General features: G+C 42.9%; 16 protein-coding genes. 1 reads left to right on the forward strand and 15 read right to left on the reverse strand.

The genetic code is table 11. The features are described from left to right. Positions 1 to 2: 2 nt before the first annotated feature. The 3 genes from sdaAB to BK049_RS00665 all read right to left on the reverse strand — a co-directional run bounded on the left by sdaAB (position 3) and on the right by BK049_RS00665 (position 2,866). Positions 3 to 665 (reverse strand): L-serine ammonia-lyase, iron-sulfur-dependent subunit beta, encoded by a 663-nt coding sequence (sdaAB, locus tag BK049_RS00655; RefSeq protein ID WP_008354546.1) that lies wholly within the window; start codon positions 663 to 665, stop codon positions 3 to 5. 149 nt (positions 666 to 814) lie between these two features. Beyond that, a complete protein-coding gene (locus BK049_RS00660; protein WP_071167635.1) occupies positions 815 to 2,488 on the reverse strand; it encodes a DAK2 domain-containing protein in 1,674 nt (557 codons plus the stop codon). A gap of 15 nt (positions 2,489 to 2,503) precedes the next feature. Further along, positions 2,504 to 2,866, reverse strand: coding sequence for an Asp23/Gls24 family envelope stress response protein (locus BK049_RS00665; RefSeq protein WP_008344871.1), 363 nt, complete (start codon positions 2,864 to 2,866; stop codon positions 2,504 to 2,506). Between the two features lie 271 nt (positions 2,867 to 3,137). On the opposite strand from BK049_RS00665, the gene rpmB reads away from it, so the two are divergent. Then, positions 3,138 to 3,326, forward strand: a complete 189-nt coding sequence (gene rpmB / locus BK049_RS00670; protein ID WP_003212514.1) for a 50S ribosomal protein L28 — start codon at positions 3,138 to 3,140, stop codon at positions 3,324 to 3,326. 69 nt (positions 3,327 to 3,395) lie between these two features. On the opposite strand, the gene spoVM is transcribed toward rpmB, so the two are convergent. From spoVM to coaBC, 12 genes are all read right to left on the reverse strand, one after another. Next, positions 3,396 to 3,476 carry a stage V sporulation protein SpoVM gene (gene spoVM / locus BK049_RS00675; RefSeq protein WP_008354550.1) on the reverse strand — a complete coding sequence of 27 codons (81 nt, stop codon included), beginning with the start codon at positions 3,474 to 3,476 and terminating at the stop codon, positions 3,396 to 3,398. Between the two features lie 71 nt (positions 3,477 to 3,547). Further along, on the reverse strand, positions 3,548 to 4,192 hold the full coding sequence (locus BK049_RS00680; protein ID WP_008354552.1) for a thiamine diphosphokinase: 645 nt from the start codon (positions 4,190 to 4,192) through the stop codon (positions 3,548 to 3,550). A 60-nt stretch (positions 4,193 to 4,252) separates the two neighbouring features. Further along, entirely contained in the window at positions 4,253 to 4,903 is a 651-nt protein-coding gene (gene rpe, locus BK049_RS00685) for a ribulose-phosphate 3-epimerase (protein WP_008354554.1), read from the reverse strand. A gap of 3 nt (positions 4,904 to 4,906) precedes the next feature. After that, positions 4,907 to 5,803, reverse strand: coding sequence for a ribosome small subunit-dependent GTPase A (gene rsgA / locus BK049_RS00690; protein ID WP_008354556.1), 897 nt, complete (start codon positions 5,801 to 5,803; stop codon positions 4,907 to 4,909). A gap of 12 nt (positions 5,804 to 5,815) precedes the next feature. Beyond that, the gene (gene pknB, locus BK049_RS00695; protein WP_071167636.1) at positions 5,816 to 7,771 is read right to left on the reverse strand and encodes a Stk1 family PASTA domain-containing Ser/Thr kinase; all 1,956 of its coding nucleotides are present in this window, start codon (positions 7,769 to 7,771) and stop codon (positions 5,816 to 5,818) included. Beyond that, the gene (locus tag BK049_RS00700; RefSeq protein WP_071167637.1) at positions 7,765 to 8,535 is read right to left on the reverse strand and encodes a Stp1/IreP family PP2C-type Ser/Thr phosphatase; all 771 of its coding nucleotides are present in this window, start codon (positions 8,533 to 8,535) and stop codon (positions 7,765 to 7,767) included. Before BK049_RS00700 ends, pknB begins: the two co-directional genes overlap by 7 nt. A 3-nt stretch (positions 8,536 to 8,538) precedes the next feature. Continuing rightward, complete coding sequence (rlmN, locus tag BK049_RS00705; RefSeq protein ID WP_008354560.1) at positions 8,539 to 9,627, reverse strand: dual-specificity RNA methyltransferase RlmN; 1,089 nt, start codon at positions 9,625 to 9,627, stop codon at positions 8,539 to 8,541. Positions 9,628 to 9,630: 3 nt separating this feature from the next. Next, positions 9,631 to 10,974, reverse strand: coding sequence for a 16S rRNA (cytosine(967)-C(5))-methyltransferase RsmB (gene rsmB, locus BK049_RS00710; protein WP_071167638.1), 1,344 nt, complete (start codon positions 10,972 to 10,974; stop codon positions 9,631 to 9,633). Continuing rightward, positions 10,961 to 11,914 (reverse strand): methionyl-tRNA formyltransferase, encoded by a 954-nt coding sequence (gene fmt / locus BK049_RS00715; RefSeq protein ID WP_071167639.1) that lies wholly within the window; start codon positions 11,912 to 11,914, stop codon positions 10,961 to 10,963. Before fmt ends, rsmB begins: the two co-directional genes overlap by 14 nt. 5 nt (positions 11,915 to 11,919) lie before the next feature. Further along, positions 11,920 to 12,402, reverse strand: coding sequence for a peptide deformylase (gene def / locus BK049_RS00720; protein WP_008354566.1), 483 nt, complete (start codon positions 12,400 to 12,402; stop codon positions 11,920 to 11,922). A gap of 15 nt (positions 12,403 to 12,417) precedes the next feature. Beyond that, positions 12,418 to 14,826, reverse strand: a complete 2,409-nt coding sequence (gene priA, locus BK049_RS00725; RefSeq protein WP_008354568.1) for a primosomal protein N' — start codon at positions 14,824 to 14,826, stop codon at positions 12,418 to 12,420. Beyond that, a complete protein-coding gene (gene coaBC / locus BK049_RS00730; RefSeq protein WP_071167640.1) occupies positions 14,823 to 16,040 on the reverse strand; it encodes a bifunctional phosphopantothenoylcysteine decarboxylase/phosphopantothenate--cysteine ligase CoaBC in 1,218 nt (405 codons plus the stop codon). Before coaBC ends, priA begins: the two co-directional genes overlap by 4 nt. Positions 16,041 to 16,066: the final 26 nt, after the last annotated feature.

The following is a 16,066-nucleotide window of genomic DNA, read 5'->3' on the forward strand; positions in this document are numbered from 1 at the left end:
TGTTACTCTGCAATTTGTGTCACTTGAATAATGTTAGGTAGCGTCTCCAGCTCTGATAAAACCGCCGGATCAATATTTTGATCCACTTCAATGGTCATCAGTGCCTCTTGCCCAACCTCTTTGCGCGCCACTTCCATATGACCGATGTTGATCGCAAATTTCGCTAACACATTGGCAACTGCCGCAATCGTCCCGTAGCGATCGTTATGAACGACAAGAATGGCTGGGTGATTACCTGAAAGTCTAAGCTCGAAGCCATTTAATTCTGTGATTTCGATTTTACCTCCGCCAATGGAAATCCCAATTAATTCAAGCTTTCCATTCGCATCTGAGATGTCTACTTTTGCTGTATTCGGATGCGCTGGTACGGCATCTTCTTCTATAAATTCAATCTCGATGCCTTTGCTTTTGGCAATATCGATCGCTGTTTTGATTCGTTCATCAAATGTATCAAAGTCAAGAACACCGCCAATAATGGCTACATCTGTACCGTGTCCTTTATACGTATCTTTAAAAGAGCCATAAAATGAAACGACAATTCGTTTCGGTTCTCTTCCGAATAAACTGCGTGCCACTCTTCCTATACGAGCCGCACCCGCTGTGTGCGAACTTGATGGACCAATCATGACGGGTCCAATAATATCAAACACACTTCTAAATTTCATAGGTCTTCCCCTCTCATAACCGCTTGCGTAGTGGTTTGTTTCTTCCTTTAGACTAATGGATTCATTCGATTCCCGCAACTCATTTCAGCAATGAACGCCTAGTAAAAAATTGCAAAAGAAGAAGAAGGGCTTTATGTGCCCTTCTTTCTTTATTCAACAGCCAAAATATATGAATAAAGCGGCTGTTTCCCATCGTGGACTTCAACTTCTACATCTTCAAATGTTTCTTCAATATATGCTTCTAACGCTTCCATCTCATCAGATGTTGCATCTTCGCCTTTAATGATGGTGACAATCTCATCATCTTCTGTCACCATTTGGTTCAAAAGCTCTTTTGCAGCATCTAATTGATTTTTAGCTGTTAAGGTGATTTTTCCATTGTATAGACCCATATAATCGCCTTTAGCAATGTCGATTCCATCAATTTGGGTATCTCTCACTGCAAAGGTAATTTGGCCGCTTTTCACATGATCAATCGCTTCTAGCATCGCTGCTTCATTGTCTTCATTTGAAGCTGTTTCATTTAGAGAAAGAAGTGCCGACATCCCTTGAGGAACAGTCTTCGTCGGAATAACAACGACCTCACGACTTGAGACAGTTGCCGCCTGTTTAGCTGCCATGACAATATTAGAATTATTAGGTAAGATAAAGACGGTTTCGGCATGAATGCTATCAATTGCTTTGACAATGTCTTCTGTGCTCGGATTCATCGTCTGCCCGCCTTCAATCACGACGGAAGCCCCGATACTTTTAAACAAGTCCGCAATTCCTTCTCCCATTGCAACACTCACTACCCCAAAACGCTGTTTTTTAGCAGCAGGTGCTTTTGGTGCAGCAGTCGAGTGATCTTTTTCTTCATTGACGATCGAGCTATGCTGCTCTCTCATGTTTTCTATTTTCATATTGATCAAGCTGCCGTAGCGCTGTGCATATGATAAGACTTCTCCTGGGTGCTCTGCATGAATATGAACCTTCGCTAGCGTATCATCAGATACCACAAGAAGTGAATCTCCGAATTCGCTTAATTCTTCTCTAAAGGCATTTTCTTCAAAGGACTGTTTATCTTCTTCAAATTTCACCATAAATTCTGTACAATAGCCAAATTCTATATCTTCTGTGTTCATATGGCTTTGTGCACTTTTATGATGCTCTGCACTCACAAGTTCTTTTAATGTTGGCAAAGAGGCTGTTTTAGGAGGAAGATCCTCTCCTCTTAAAGAAGCAAGAAAACCTTCATATACACAAAGAAGCCCTTTACCGCCGCTATCTACAACACCGACTTCTTTTAATACTGGAAGGAGATCTGGTGTGCGGTCAAGTGATGCTCTTGCTTCCTCAATCGTTAATTCAAGAACACGATCAATTTGATCTTCTGCCGCTGAAACAGCAACCGCTTTCTTTGCTGCGTCTTTTGCAACCGTTAAGATGGTGCCTTCAATCGGTTTCATGACGGCTTTATATGCTGTATCAACACCCGCCTGCAAGGCAAGGGCAAATTCTTTGGCGTCAATCGTTTCTTTGTGCTCTATATTTTTACTGAACCCTCTGAAGAGCTGAGACAGGATGACACCTGAGTTTCCTCTTGCGCCCATCAATAGCCCTTTTGAGAGAGCCACCCCAACCTTGCCAATATGATTCGTATTAGTTTCTTCAACTGCTTTTGCCCCTGAAGTCATCGACAAATTCATATTTGTCCCCGTGTCTCCGTCTGGCACTGGAAAAACATTTAACGCATCAACAATTTGTGCGTTTTGAGAAAGATGGTGTGCACCTGCAAGAATCATTTTTGCAAATGAGCGGCCATCAAGATTTCTAATAGACAATATATTTCCTCCTTACTACGGATTCGTAACTTTTACTCCTTGTACGTAAATGTTGACTGAGTCAACTGAAAGTCCAATTGTGTGATGAATCGTATATTTGACTTTCGTTTGAACATTATGTGCGACTTCTGATATTTTTGTACCGTAGCTGACGATGATGTACATATCAATATGAATGCGGTCTTCTTTTTGACGCACAAGAACACCCCGGCTGAAGTTCTCTTTGCGGAGAATATCCGTCAAGCCGTCCTTTATTTGATTTTTGGACGCCATGCCAACAATACCATAGCAATCGATCGCAGCGCCTCCTGCCACCATTGCAATGACTTCATTTGATATATCAATTTGTCCGTATTTCGTTCTAAGTTCAATGGACACATTGGTTCCCCCTTTTTGAGAAATTGCCCTGAGTTATCACTATTTTACTATAAGACCCTTCTTTTTAAAAGAAATCATTCAATCCGACCCAATCCTACTTATACTATAGCCTTGATTTTTTATCAAGATGTCAAGGTATTTTTCTTGAAAGAGGTGGAAACAATCCTTGCAAACCCCTTGAAGCTGTGGTAAATTATTAAAGTATCTTGAGGCATCTCTAAGTACGTATATGAAGAATATGATGATGTTTTCGCAGTTAGGAGGGAAACAAATGGCACGTAAATGCGTTATTACAGGCAGAAAAACAAAAGCTGGGAACAACCGTTCTCACGCAATGAACTCTACAAAACGTACATGGGGCGCGAACCTTCAAAAAGTTCGTATTCTAGTGGACGGTAAGCCTAAAAGAGTATATGTATCAGCTCGAGCTTTGAAATCTGGTAAAGTTGAGCGTGTATAAGCAAGAGTAAACGCCTGCTACAGTTAAATGTAGCAGGCGTTTTTATGTGGAAATAAAGGAGATTACTCATTAATCTTTCTTAAATGAACCAAGCATCGCACGGACAATGCCGCCAAGAAATCTAGGCAGTTTGATTGTATAAAATTTCATTTTGTCCCCCTCCTAAAAGTACCGCTTGCAGCACAATTGAGCTTAATCAGCCATCCACGTTGATAGGTTGGTCAATCTTTGCTTCTTACCATTATTAATATGCCTTCATGAAAAGAAAAAGTACCATTTGAGTGGATGAGTTCGTTACTAATACATAGTGTGGAACCTGGCTCAATATGACAATTTTTCAGAGGATATTTGAAACCTTTTAATGTCAGCTTTTCAACCGATGTACCGAAGGGCAGAAACGACACATATTTTTTACCTAAGTCTTGTTTGATTGCGTATGTACCAGGGCCAAACATTTGAATGATATTTTGTTTGTCTACGAGTGTGATGCTCTGTTTGTGCTGAATGCCTTTGTAAAGGAGATGGATATTTCCCAGAAAATGATCCGCTCTGCCGCCTGTGATTCCGTAGATTTGAATATGCGATGGGTTCTGACGAAGTGCCCAGTTAAGCGCAAGCTCTAAATCAGTTTCATCTTTCTCTGCCTGAAAAACATTCAGCGCAGGCAATGTCTTTTTTAGCTCATGAAGCTCTTCTTCTGTCACACTATCAAAATCACCAAATGCTCTTTCAGGAACAATGCCCTCTGCTAGTAAGAAAAGAGTCCCACGGTCTACACCGACCCAGAGAATGTCTTCACGAGATGCTTCATGAGTAAGCGGCGGGATGTATTCAAAAGGACCGCCGGCGACGATATGTATGTGCATGATTACGCTCCTCTCCATTGAAAAAAGAACCAAAGCTCACAATAACTTTGGTTCCTTTCCTTACGCTTCTCGAATCGCCTGAATGGCTGCTGCGCGGTTGTCTTTTCCGTATACCGCTGAGCCGGCGACGAGTAAATTAGCACCTGCATCCTTGCAGCTTCTTGCTGTTTCCACGTTGACACCGCCGTCTATTTCAATGAGTAAATCGGTTAAGCCCTTTTGTTCACTAAGTGCCTTTACTTCTTTTACCTTCTCGAGGACGGATGGAATAAACGCCTGTCCGCCAAAACCAGGGTTCACCGTCATGAATAATACTAGATCCACATCCTCTAATACATGCTCAATTTGAGAAACAGGTGTATGCGGGTTTAAGACGACCCCTGCTTTTACACCTTGCTCTTTGATGTGCTGTATCGTGCGGTGCAAGTGCGGACACGCCTCGACATGAACAGAGATGATGTCAGCGCCTGCTTTTGCAAATGCAGGGATATACTCATCTGGCTGTTCAATCATTAAATGGACATCGAGTGGCAGCTTTGTATGCGGTCTGATCGCTTCCACTACATTTGGTCCAAATGTGATATTCGGTACGAAATGACCATCCATCACATCAATATGAATATAATCCGCTCCGCCTTGTTCCACATCACGGATATCTTTCTCCAAATGAGCAAAATCTGCTGATAAAATGGAAGGGGCAATATAAACCATGATTTAGTACCTCGGCTTTCTGTCTTTGATTTCAGCTAAAAATTCTAAATAATGCTGATAGCGATACTCTCTGATCTGCTCATGCTCTACAGCATCTTTTACCGCACAGCCAGGCTCTTTCACGTGCAAACAGCCTCTAAACTTACAATCTGCGCTTCTCTCTCTGATTTCTAAGAAATAGAGCCCTAAATCCTCCGCTTCGATGCCTGTAAATTCAAGTGAGCTGAAGCCAGGTGTATCTGCAATGAGCCCTTCAGCCGTTCGTATGAGTTCCACATGTCTTGTTGTATGTTTTCCCCTGCCAAGATGGGAGGAAATATCATTTGTTTTCAGCGCCAAATCAGGGCTCATCGCATTTAAAAGAGAGGATTTACCTACACCAGACTGACCTGCAAATACGGTGATTTTATTGTAAAAGTGCGGGGTCAGCTGTTCAATTCCATCCTTCTCAATCGTGGATGTTAAATGAACATCATATCCAATTTGTCGATAGTCTTCTGCATATGCTTGAATGGCCTCACGCTCTTGCTCTGTTTTCAGCAGATCGATTTTTGTGATACAGATCAACGGCTTGATATGATTGGCTTCAACAAGCACGAGGAATCTGTCTAAAAGCGATGTGCTAAAGGTAGGCTCTGCCGCTGAGAAAACAAGCACCGCTTGATCAACGTTACTGATGGGCGGCCGAACAAGTTCATTTGTCCGCTCTTTTACTTCTAATAAGTAGCCTTCCTTATCGTTGTCTGCTTGATAGACGACATAATCTCCAACAAGAGGTGTTATTTTGTTTTTACGAAAAATGCCTCTTGCTCTGCACTGAATCACTTTTCCACTTTCTTCAGACTCATCCAGCACATAATAAAATCCGCTTAATGCTTTAATAATTTTGCCCTCAGGCATAAAGTCCCTCCTTTATTCATCATCAGGGTATTCGATCGTTTTGGAGCTCACCACTTTATCATCCACCGTCACCTGATAATATCCTTTTTGACCTGGTTCAATCTTAAATTTAATCGTTCGCTCAGTTGGCGCAGTGATTTTAAAGGTTTCATATAAATCAGAAATGCTATGTTCTGCATCATCAATGGAAATTTGGACATTCATCTCCTGTCCTTCCGTTTCTGGTTCATACGGGATCGAAATCTTTTCAGTCACCGTTTTAGCCGGTTTTGCTTTTGGTCCAAGAGAGAACGTAATTTTGACCGTATCGCCTGGTTTGACAGCTGTCCCCGCTTCTGGTTCCTGCTTCACGACCTCGCCTTTTGGCACATCATCAGAATACGCTTCTTTTTCATCAAGCTTGAGTCCATTGTCCTCTAAATAATTCGATGCTGCCTGCTTACTATACGTTGTTAAATCACGTAAGGTAATATCGGCAGGACCTAAACTCACGGTTAAAGTGACTTCCTCATCTGCGGCGACAAGCTCTGTGCTGGCGGAAGGCTGCTGTTCCATGACGATCCCTGATTCGGTGTCATTATCATTCACTTCCTCCACGACGACCTGTTTAAACCCTTTTTTCTCTAATATTTCTTTTGCTTTCTCGACCTTTTCACCTGTGACATCAGGTAATTCGGTTTTTTCTTTACCTGTACTTTCGTAAAGCTGAATTTCTGTTCCTTCTTTTACTTTTGTTCCGATGTTCGGATCCGTTTTGACGACAAGTCCTTTTTCAATTTCATTGTCAGCGATCTCAATAGGATCAGCTGCGACAGTAAATCCGGCTTTTTTTAAGGTATCTTCTGCTTTTTCAACTGTCATGCCAGACACATCGGTGACCTCTATATCTTTTGGAAAAAGGAATCCCGGAAATACAGTGATCGCTAAAATCGTCGCGGTCGTCAAAATAAAAAAGATCGACGCCACGATCCACGGCCATTTTTTTCGTTTTTTCTTCGGTTTTTGTTTTTCTTTTTTCTTCGGCTTTTGAACTGGATGAACGGCTGTTTTTTCATGATCTTGATCAACTTGATGATCTTTCATAATGGGAATGGCTTTTGTTGCTTCATGATCTTCTTCAATCACAAAGCGTTTTTCTTTTAGTCTTGCAGGGTCAAAAGCCGTTTTTAAATCCTTTTGCATTTCAGATGCATCTTCATATCGATAAAATGGATCTTTTGCCATCGCCTTTAAAATGATGTTCTCCACGCTTTGTGGAACAGAAGGGTTCCATCTTCTCACAGAAGGCGGTTCTGACTGCAAATGCTTCAGTGCGACACTGACAGCAGATTCTCCTTCAAATGGCATGCGTCCTGAGATGAGCTCATAGAGCACAATACCAAGTGAATAGATGTCTGATTTTTTCGTTGCAAGACCTCCGCGTGCTTGCTCTGGAGATAAATAATGAACAGAGCCAAGAACAGAATTGGTATGGGTAATGGTCGCTGAGCTGAGTGCCATGGCAATGCCAAAATCAGTGACTTTGATATTCCCCATGTTGTCTATTAATATATTGTGAGGCTTAATGTCCCGGTGGACGAGCTGTTTCGCATGGGCTTCTTCCATCGCAGCCACGACTTGCTCCATGATGCGAACGGCTTCTTTTGGATGAAGCGGGCCATTGGTGTGTATGTATTCTTTCAGCGTCATCCCCTCGACATACTCCATGACAATATAATAAATGTCATCTTCTTCTCCGACATCGTAGATGCTGACAATATTTGGGTGGTCTAAGCTTGCGGCTGATTGCGCTTCTCTCCTGAAACGTCTAATAAAATCATCATCGCTTGCAAAGTCAAACCGCAAAATTTTAATCGCCACTTCGCGATCTAAAATCATATCCTCCGCCAAATAAACGTTTGCCATTCCGCCTCCGCCTATGACGCGAAGAATCTGATAACGGCCGCTGATCCTTTTTCCGATCAACACGTGCTGTCACCCTCCTCTGTTTGGGAGGAGATTTCTAACAGTACTGCTGTAATGTTATCTTCACCGCCGTTGTCATTCGCTGTTTGAACTAACTCTGTTACTTTTTCGTCTGGTGCGGTTGTTTGCGTTAAAATCTGAATTAGGTTCTCTTCTTCTACTTTATTGGATAACCCATCTGAGCAAAGCAAAATTTGATCTCCTGGATCAATTTCAAAAGTTCGTGCATCGATTTGAACGTGTTTATCCGTTCCTAAAGCTTTGGTGAGCACATTTTTTCTTGGGTGATATTCTGCATCCGCTTTTGAGATCTCGCCTGTTTTCACAAGCTCATTGACAAGTGAGTGATCATCCGTTAATTGGGTCAGTGCTCCATCTCTTAGTAAGTAACAGCGGCTGTCACCAATATGGACGATTGTGACCGTTTGCAAATGAACGAGCGCACAAACAATGGTCGTCCCCATTCCTTGGCATTCCTTATTGTTTCTTGCATGTTCATATATTTGGTCATTAATGTCGCTCACTTTTGAGATTAACCAGCTTTCTTGATCGGCTGGATTACTTGGAATTGAAGATGTTTCCTCCCAGTATTCTTTTAAAGAAGAAACTGCCATCTTGCTGGCTACATCACCAGCAAGATGACCTCCCATTCCATCTGCTACAACAGCTAGAATTGCGTCTTCTTTTGCTTCAAAAATACCTGCATCATCTTCATTATGCTGACGGACTTTTCCTGTATCGGTTTGAAAGGCTGCCCTTATCAACATTCGTCACCTCGTCTCTTCCTGACGCTCCTTCGCTCTTAGCTGACCGCAAGCAGCATCAATGTCATGGCCTTGCTCTCGTCTAATCGTTACGTTTACGCCTCGTTCTTTCAGCGTTTTTTCAAATAGGAAGATTTGTTCTCTCGGTGTTCTTACATAATCTCTCTCCGGTACATAGTTCACCGGGATGAGGTTTACGTGGCATTTGATTCCTTTTAATAAATCAGCCAGTTCTTCTGCGTGATGAACTTGATCATTGACTCCGCCAAACAGGCCGTATTCAAAACTCACACGTCTGCCTGTTTTTTGAATGTAGTATTCAATGGCTTCCATTAATTTTGGTAGCTTATATGCCTTATTGATTGGCATGAGGCGACTTCTAATCTCTGTATTTGGTGCGTGCAGAGAGACAGCAAAGTTAATCTGCATTTGCTCATCAGCAAATTGATAAATCTTTGGAATGATCCCGCTCGTTGAAACCGTAATATGACGTGCGCCAATATTTAAGCCATTGTCATGGTTAATGATTTTAAGGAAGGCAAGCATTTCTTCAAAGTTATCAAATGGTTCACCAATTCCCATGATCACAACAGAGCTGACGCGTTCATCTGTTTCATCAAGCGCCTGCTGCACTTTCAGTACTTGGGCAACGATTTCTCCTGCCTCAAGGTTTCGTTTCAAACCGCCAAGTGTAGATGCACAGAATGTACAGCCAATTCTACAGCCAACCTGTGTTGTCACGCAGACAGAGTTGCCGTACTCGTGACGCATCAGCACTGTTTCGATTGTATAGCCATCATGTAATTCAAATAAAAACTTGATCGTTCCATCTTGAGATGTTTGTTTAATCACTGTTTTTAATGTTGTGATCGCAAATTGTTCCTTTAGTTTTTCTCTTAACTCCTTTGAGAGGTTAGACATTTCGTCAAAGGATGTGACACGTTTTTCATAAAGCCACTCAAAAATTTGCGTTGCACGGAAAGGCTTTTCGCCTTGTTCTTTTAACCATTCTTTGATTTCGTGAAGCTCAAATGAATAGATCGACGGCATGTCTGTTTTCAGTTCTTTTCTTACTTTTCGTTTTTGTTCTGTCATTTTTTATCCCTTCTTTCTCATGCTGCAAATAAAGAAACCATCTGTTCCGAAATAATGAGGAAGGATTTGCACACTTCCATTTTGAACAAACGGAGCAACCTGCTCAGGCAGCCGTTCATTAAGAGATAGATCGGGTTCGAAGTCTTGGTGTTCTTGTAAAAACGCATGAATCACTTGTTGATTTTCTATTGGATCCATTGTACATGTACTGTATACAAGGGTTCCGCCCGGCTTTAAAAGCGGAGCTGTTTCATGCAGGATGGCTTGCTGAATCGCTGCAAGTCTTGCTGCGTCTTCTGGAGACTTTGTATATTTCATATCTGGTTTTCGTCTGATGACGCCAAATCCTGAACACGGTGCATCAATGAGAATGCGGTCAAACGAAGCTTCACTATAAGCATCTGATGCTTTTCTTGCATCGAGCGCTTTTGCCTCAATTTTAGTTAAGTTCAGGCGCTTTGCTGCTTGTTTGATTAGTTTTACTTTGTGTTCATGTAAATCAAGCGACACAATTTTCCCCTCATCGTTCATTCGCTCTGCGATATGTGTTGATTTTCCGCCAGGAGCCGCACAGGCATCGAGCACCATTTCTCCCGGCTGCGGGTCAAGCGCTCTTGCAACAAGCATGGAGCTTTCATCTTGAATCGTCACAAAGCCCTCTTGAAAGAAAGGAGTGGCTACGATAGAGCCTTTCATGAGCTTAAGTGCATCCTCAGATAAGTCGCCAAGCTCTGTTTCAATTCCTGCATCCATTAGTTCTTGCTGTAATGCCGCGCGGTCCGTCTTCATTCGATTGACACGAAGGGTTTGCTTTGGCGGTACTAAATGAATGCGGCACATGCTTTCTGCTGCTTCAAATCCGTACGCTTCAACCCATTCCTGAATGAGCCATAATGGGTGGCTTGTCTCCACCGATAGCCGCTTGACCGGATCTTTGATGGCATCAAATGATGGGACTCCCTCTCTTTGTACAGAACGAAGAACACCGTTGACAAGTGACGAAATGCCTTTATGTCCGCGCTTTTTCGTGAGCTCGACTGCTTCATGGATGGCCGCACGATCTGGAATTTTTTCAAGGTAAACCATTTGATACAGAGACATACGCAAAAGCTGCATCACCCACGGAGCCACTTTTTGCGGTTTTTTCACAAAAGGCGTGAGCATGTAATCAAGTGCCAGCTTATTTTGCAGTGTACCGTATACAAGCTCTGTTAACAGCGGTTTGTCCTGATCCGAAAGTTCTTGCTCTTTCATCACTGACTGCAAAAGCAAGTTACTGTAGGCTTGATTTTGTTCAAGTTTAATTAAAGCGTCCAGCGCTACTTCTCTCACATTACTTTTCTTCATTTAATAACCCTAATTTCTGTCCAATTTCGATATTTGCGCCTCTTAAGAAGTCTTCACCGCTCATTTTTTTCTTTCCAGCGGGCTGTACACTCGTTAATAAAAGGCCTTGCTCATTCCCCGTTCCAATGACTGGCCCTTCTTTTTGCAGCTCAATCACCTTTCCAGGTTCTTCCTTAGTTTGGAGCGGAACTTTTTTCGCTTCCCACACCTTTAAATTGGCGCCGTTCCATTCAGTATAGGCAACTGGCCATGGATTTAAGCCGCGAACTTGGTTGTAAAGCACTTCTCCTGGTTTTGTCCAGTCTAGTCTTTCCTGCTCCCGCTTAATATTTGGTGCATAGGTTGCTGCCTCTTCATTTTGCGGGATTGGCGAGATGGACCGGCTTAATATATTTGGAATCGTGTCTTTTAATAAGGCCGCACCAGCGACACTTAATTTATCATGCAGTGTTCCCACATTGTCTAATTCATCAATTTCTACTTCTACTTTGCTAATCATGTCACCTGCATCAAGCTTTTCAACCATATACATGATCGTGACGCCTGTTTTCTTTTTGCCTTGCAGGATCGCATAATGGATCGGTGCACCGCCTCTTAGCTCTGGCAAAAGAGAGGCATGAACGTTGATACAGCCAAATTCAGGCTCATCCAGTAATCTTTTTGGCAAAATTTGTCCGAATGCTGCCGTTACGATTAAATCAGGCTTTAGCGCAAGCACTTTATCGATTTCTTCATCAAGACGCACCTTTTCAGGCTGTAAAACTGGAATGCCATGTTTTAGGGCTTCTACTTTCACAGGAGGCGGCGTGAGCACTCGTTTTCTGCCTTTCGGGCGATCTGGCTGTGTGACGACCCCTACGACTTCATATCCTTCTGTTATGAGCGTTTGCAGCACAGGTACTGAGAAATCAGGGGTTCCCATAAATACAATACGTGCCATTTTCTTCACCCTTCCATTTCCGCAAGTTCTTTTTCTGTATAGGTTTGAATGATCTTCGACGTGAATAATACGCCGTCTAAATGATCAATTTCATGCAATAAAGCTCTTGCTAAAAATCCTTCTGCTTCTATTGTAAATGGTTTGCCTTTCTTATCAAAGGCTTTCACCTTCACATAATTTGGTCTTTCGACCGTTCCGTACAAAGATGGAAAGCTCAGGCAGCCTTCAATGTCTGTCTGACTCCCTTCCACTTCAAGAATCTCTGGATTGACTAAGTCAATCCTTCCAGAATCTTCTCCTATGTCAACCACAGCGATTCTTTTTGAGATGCCGATTTGCGGTGCGGCTAGGCCGACTCCATCTAGCTCAAGCATTGTATCATACATATCATCCAGCATTTTTTTGAGTTTTTTATCGAATGTATCAACAAGCTCTGTTTGTTGTTCAAGAACGTCTGCCGGATGTAAGACGATCGGTTTGATTGCCACTAAAAGCCCTCCGTTTTACATCATCATATATGGATTCATATCGATTGAAATCATCAACTGTTTTTGTTCCATTTCTTTTTGATAATGATCTTGTATTTTCCGTAATAAACTTGCCAGTTCATTTTCCCTTTTGTATTTTATCACGCATTGATAGCGATATCTATCTTTGATCTTAGCGATTGGAGAAGCAGCCGGACCGAGAATTCTTGTATTCGGTGCACAGTTCATTTTCAGGAACTGAACAATTTTGTCCGTTACATGTGCTGCCTTTGTCACTTCTTCATGTGACACAGTCACCATGGCCAAAAAGTAAAACGGCGGATAGGACTGATGACGGCGATGCAGCATCTCCTGCTCATAGAAGGCTTCATAATCATGCTGCTTGGTTAATTCAATACTATAGTGCGAAGGTGTATACGATTGAATAATGACTGAGCCCGCTTTTTCATGACGGCCCGCCCGGCCGCTTACTTGGGTGAGAAGCTGAAATGTTTTTTCACTTGAACGAAAATCAGGGATATGAAGGGACGTATCAGCACTCAGTACACCGACAAGTGTAACATCTGGAAAATCTAAGCCTTTTGCAATCATCTGCGTACCAAGCAGAATATCGGCTTCTTTGTTGCCAAATGACGTGAGAAGCTTTTCATGTGCCCCTTTTCGAGAGGTTGTATCCACATCCATTCGGATCACCCTCGCTTCAGGCAATACCTTCGTAAGCTCTTCTTCGACACGCTGCGTACCTGTACCAAAATAGCGAATATGCTCACTGCTACATTCCGGACATTCAGCAGGTACCGGAGCTTCATGACCGCAATAATGACACTTCAGCCGTTTTTGATCGCGATGATACGTAAGAGAAATCTCGCAATGAGGACATTGCTCCACATATCCGCAATCACGGCACATCACAAAGGATGAATAGCCTCTTTTATTGAGAAATAAAACGGCTTGTTCTTTCCTTTCCAGCACTTCTTTTAACCTGAGCATTAATTCTTCTGAGAACATGGACCGGTTGCCGTTCCTTAATTCTTCTCTCATATCAATTAACGAGACGTGCGGGAGCTGCTGCTGGTTCACTCGTCGTTTTAGCGTCAGCAATGTATAGACACCTTTTTTCGCACGTGCATATGACTCAAGCGAAGGCGTTGCACTGCCTAATACAACAGGACATTGGTGCCGTCTAGCCCGTTCAATGGCAACATCCTTTGCATGATACCGAGGCATTTCTTCTTGTTTATAGGACGATTCATGCTCTTCATCTATAATAATCATTCCTAAATTCTCAAATGGAGCAAAAACAGCAGATCTTGCACCGACGACAAGCTTGACTTCCTTGCGGTGGATTTTCCGCCACTCATCATATTTTTCCCCAGTCGACAATCCGCTATGAAGAACAGCCACATTGGAGCCAAAGCGTTCTTTAAACCGCTGGACCATTTGAGGGGTTAAGGAGATTTCAGGAACTAGTACGATCGCTTCTTTTCCTTTTTGGAGGACATGATCAATTGTCTGCAAATAAATCTCCGTTTTCCCGCTTCCTGTCACCCCGTGCAGCAAAAACGTTTCATGTTGATCATCACTCACTGCTTGGTGAATGGGTTTGGCCGCTTCAGCTTGTTCTGTCGTGAGATCAAGAGGAGTAGAGGGTGTAAATTCCCGGTCACGATAAGGATCTCGATAGATTTCTTCGTAGCTTTCTGTTAACAAACCTTCCTGAATCAAAGCTTTTAACGTTTGAGAACTAGCGCCTGTTTGCTGCTGCAGGTCTTTTGCTAAAAACGTCGCCTTATTTGCTCGAACCAAAAAGGATAGCAATGCCTTCTGTTTCACCGCATTTTTCTTTAGCCGCTCCTGCTTTTCTTCGAGTTTTTCTTTCGAAACGGCAACCTGAAGCATACGTACCTTTTTCTTTCCAGATTTTTGAGAGACATGGTATCTGACCTCTAGATGACCTTTTTGGACATGCTTTTGAATGTGCTTCAGCTGTTCAGGCGGGATGTCAGCGTAAAGGATGCTCTCTTGCTGACCGAAAAGCTCTTTCAATGACTGCGGAAGTTCCTCATCTGACAGCACCTGAATTTCTTTTTCATACTTGGCCTTCATCGCTGCCGGCAGCATGGATTGAAGAGCGGTGATATGATAGGATAATGTTTTTTCCGTCAGCCAGTGGGAAAGCTCCAATAGCTCATCTGTCAGAACAGGAGATACATCAAATAAATCCACAATGTCCTTTATGCTGCCTGTTTTTACGTCTGTTTCGTCTTTGATTTTTGTCACAAACCCTTGAATCTTCCTCGGACCAAAGGGAACAACCACCCGCATACCAGCCTTGACAAGGTCTTTGAAACGGTCTGGCACACGATAGTCAAATGGCCGATCGATGGCTTTTGTTGTGACATCCACAATGACTTCAGCAATCATGCTTGATCACGCTCTTTTGGCAACAGTTGTTTTGCCTCTTTTAAAATTTCAAAAGCAAGGTCTTTTTTACTCATCATTGGCAGCTCTTTTTTTGTTCCGTCTGCTTTGATAATCGCTGCGACATTTGTATCTGTGCCAAAGCCTGCGCCCTCTGCTGTGACATTGTTAGCGACAATCATATCTAAATGCTTGGATTCGATTTTCTTTTTCGCATAATATTCTACATCTTGCGTTTCAGCTGCAAACCCGACAAGCACTTGGTGCTCTTTTCTTTTCCCCAGCTCTTTTAAAATATCTTTTGTCCGCGTGAATTCAATCTCCATTGCGCCATCCTGTTTTTTCATTTTATGAGAATAGGTCGTAACAGGCGTATAATCGGCAACTGCTGCTGATTTAATCACAAGGTCTGCATCCTCGTACACATCTAAAGCTGCCTGATACATATCCGCAGCTGATTCAACGTGCACCACGTTCACACCATCAGGCGCAGATAAAGAAACAGGCCCTGAAATGAGCGTGACATCAGCCCCCATTTGCTGGGCAGCTTCTGCAATGGCATAGCCCATTTTCCCGGTCGATCGATTTGTAAAGAAACGAACAGGATCGATTACTTCTCGTGTAGGACCTGCTGTCACCACGACTTTTTTACCTGAAAGCGGCAGCCTTTTTGGCTCTTCAAAAAACGCACGAATGTGTTCAACAATTTTCTCTGGCTCTTCTAGACGCCCTTTCCCAATGTACCCGCACGCTAAATAGCCTTCACTTGGCTCAATAAACCGGTAGCCGTCTTCATATAATGTGCGAATGTTCCGCTTGACAGCTGGGTGGTCATACATGTGCACGTTCATGGCCGGTGCGATCCATACAGGAGCTGTTGAAGCAAGCAAGGTCGTTGTGAGCATATCATCAGCAAGTCCTGCGGCCATTTTACCAATTGTATGCGCTGTTGCAGGGGCAACAAGAATGAGATCGGCCCAGTCAGCTACATCAATATGCGCAATGACTTTTGGATTGTTTTCTTTAAATGTATCCACATACACCTCATGTCGAGATAGGGCTTGAAAGGTGAGCGGAGACACAAACTCACGGGCAGATTCCGTCATAATCACTCTTACGTTTGCGCCTGCCTGTACGAGTTTACTAGTGAGTGCAGCTGCTTTGTATACGGCGATTCCTCCGCTGACGCCGAGTAAAATATTTTTTGACTGTAACATTTGTTTGTCCCCCTTAACGGCCTTTT

The organism is Bacillus xiamenensis (genome assembly GCF_001857925.1).
GTDB classification, from domain to species: Bacteria; Bacillota; Bacilli; order Bacillales; family Bacillaceae; genus Bacillus; species Bacillus xiamenensis.

Coding starts and splice junctions, on each gene's coding strand:
- sdaAB (WP_008354546.1), bottom strand. CDS start 665: ATGAAATTTAGAAGTGTGTTTGATATTATTGGACCCGTCATGATTGGT.
- rpmB (WP_003212514.1), top strand. CDS start 3,138: ATGGCACGTAAATGCGTTATTACAGGCAGAAAAACAAAAGCTGGGAAC.
- spoVM (WP_008354550.1), bottom strand. CDS start 3,476: ATGAAATTTTATACAATCAAACTGCCTAGATTTCTTGGCGGCATTGTC.
- BK049_RS00680 (WP_008354552.1), bottom strand. CDS start 4,192: ATGCACATACATATCGTCGCCGGCGGTCCTTTTGAATACATCCCGCCG.
- rpe (WP_008354554.1), bottom strand. CDS start 4,903: ATGGTTTATATTGCCCCTTCCATTTTATCAGCAGATTTTGCTCATTTG.
- rsgA (WP_008354556.1), bottom strand. CDS start 5,803: ATGCCTGAGGGCAAAATTATTAAAGCATTAAGCGGATTTTATTATGTG.
- BK049_RS00700 (WP_071167637.1), bottom strand. CDS start 8,535: ATGTTGATAAGGGCAGCCTTTCAAACCGATACAGGAAAAGTCCGTCAG.
- rlmN (WP_008354560.1), bottom strand. CDS start 9,627: ATGACAGAACAAAAACGAAAAGTAAGAAAAGAACTGAAAACAGACATG.
- rsmB (WP_071167638.1), bottom strand. CDS start 10,974: ATGAAGAAAAGTAATGTGAGAGAAGTAGCGCTGGACGCTTTAATTAAA.
- fmt (WP_071167639.1), bottom strand. CDS start 11,914: ATGGCACGTATTGTATTTATGGGAACCCCTGATTTCTCAGTACCTGTG.
- priA (WP_008354568.1), bottom strand. CDS start 14,826: ATGATTGCTGAAGTCATTGTGGATGTCACAACAAAAGCCATCGATCGG.
- coaBC (WP_071167640.1), bottom strand. CDS start 16,040: ATGTTACAGTCAAAAAATATTTTACTCGGCGTCAGCGGAGGAATCGCC.